The sequence below is a fragment of the Okeania sp. genome, from assembly GCF_983059655.1.
In genome coordinates this window covers 1-2,239 of the sequence record NZ_CEZPJD010001056.1, presented here as the reverse complement: position 1 = coordinate 2,239, position 2,239 = coordinate 1, and the positions used below count along the sequence as shown (strand labels likewise).

1 protein-coding gene is annotated in these 2,239 nt (G+C 34.0%); it reads left to right on the top strand.

Annotated features, from left to right (window positions below):
* Positions 1-11 precede the first annotated feature (11 nt).
* Positions 12-2,153, top strand: a complete 2,142-nt coding sequence (locus AC3DU7_RS31695; protein ID WP_488043202.1) for a pentapeptide repeat-containing protein — start codon at positions 12-14, stop codon at positions 2,151-2,153.
* Positions 2,154-2,239: the final 86 nt, after the last annotated feature.

Here is a 2,239-nt window from a genome sequence, read left to right as displayed (position 1 = left end):
CTTAAAAAATCATGGAAAACTATCGCCGAAAAAATCTCCGAGGTCGTTCTTTTAAAAATCAAGACCTCTCTCATGAAGACTTTTGTTACTCGGATATTAGAGGTGCAAATTTCACAAATGCTAATCTCACAGGTGCTAACTTCAACTATGCTTTAGCAGGATTAACAAAAACTCAGAAAATAATACTTTCTATTTTGATTATTTTCTTTTGTACAACTTCAGTATTTGCCACATTTACAGCAGTTTATATTCCCCTGAAATTTATTATTCCCAAACCTTCTAATCCCATACCTATTCACATCGGTTTCTTGGTATTTTTACTCCTGGAATTTATCAACATTGGTATATTATTAGTCACAATTCGGCAAGGAATCAAAAAAACTTTAACATATTTATTTTCTGGCGCTCCCCTAATAATATTTATCGTTCCGTTATTAGCAGCTTTTGCCATGAGTGAAAAAAATCTATCAAAATTGTTCAATTTTTTTAGAATTAATCAACCTCCATCGCCAGAAATTATTGAACTTTCAGAATGGTTAAAAGCTTTTAGAAGTGGCAATATTATTCAGGGAGTAACTAATCTATTAACGGACGCTGAATCTGTAAATATAGTTGTCAGTATAATTGTCAGTATGGTTATTTCTATCGGGGCAATCTTAGTATTAATTACCACCCTGAATCTGGCAGTAGTTTTAGCTGAAATAAAATCTGAAAAACATCAGAAAAATTCAGTCATAACTTGGTCGATAATTTTCACGATTATTATTGCTTTAGGTGTCTTTCAAAATAATGTCCTGAAAAGGATAGACTATCACTATGGAACTATATTTATTTCGGAACCTGAAAAAAGAGTCATTTTAGCTATTGCCATTTATGTAATAGCAATAATTTTATCTATATTATTAATTTCCATCGCTAGTTATCTCGCCAAAAAAGTATTAGCAGAAGATGAAAATAATCTAACTATTCGCCGACTTGCCGTTGCTATTGGAGTCATAGGAGGAACGAGTTTTAAAAATGCCAATCTTACCGAGGCTAACTTTAGTAATGCCTGCCTAAAAAGTACCGATTTTAGATTAGCTAATGTGACTCATACCCTCTGGCGCAAAGCTGAATATTTAACATTTGCCAGAATTGGAACCACAATATTAATCGATCCAAAAATCCGAGAATTGTTAGTGACGGGAAATGGCATAAATAAACAATATATAAGTGTGAATCTTCGAGGGGCAAATCTCAGAAATGCTGACCTAACTCGGAGCAATTTAACAATAGCGGATTTGAATGAAGCTGCTCTGGAAGGTGCTTGTTTGAATGGAGCAAATTTAAAGGAAATTTTGGCAATTGGTACTAATTTTACTCAGGCAAAAATGACAGGAGTTTGTTTAGAATCTTGGAATATTAATCACACGACTATTTTGGACGAAGTTGAGTCGGAATATATCTATTTATTAGAGTCAGAAAAACCAAAAACAAATGATCGGGAGCGTCGTCCTAGTAGTGGATATTTTTCACCTGGAGATTTTACAAAATTATTTACGGCAAATTTTCATACTGTGGATTTAGTTTTCCGTAATGGCATTGATGGGAAAGCTTTTATGTCTGCTTTTCAACGGGTAAAAAGAGAAAATGAAGGGATAAATATGGCAATTCAAAGTATGGAAAATAAGGGGGATGGGATGGTGGTAATTAAAGTTAGTGTTCCAGCAGAAGCAAGCAAGGGAAAAATTCATGAAAAGTTGACTGAGTTTTATCAGGAAGATGTTGGTAAATTGGCAGAAAAATATCGGGAAAAACCTCTTAGTCAGGAGGAAAAGGTTTCCATCTATCATCAGCAAGGTGAATATATGATGTCTTTTTTCAGTCATCAGTTAGCAGCTAACAATTATCAGTCAATAGTTGAGCGTCTAGAAAAGGTAATACAGGAGGAAAAAGAGCAGGTAAATTATGCAGAAAAACAAGGAAGGGTTAAAGAAGCAATTTTTCTGGTTATGGTTTTAATTAATCAACGTTTTGGAGAAGTTTCTGAAGATATTAAAGAGCGGATAGAAGCTTTATCTTTGGCAAATTTAGAAAGTTTGGTCAAGGTATTTTTAAGTTTTAATAGTTTGGCAGATTTAGAAAGTTGGTTGGAAAAATATTCATCGTTTTAGAGGATATCTGAAAGATACTGAATTTTGCCCCCCTGGCCCCCCAACTTTGGGGGGAACAAGAGTCATTTCAGTTATCAGTTATCAGT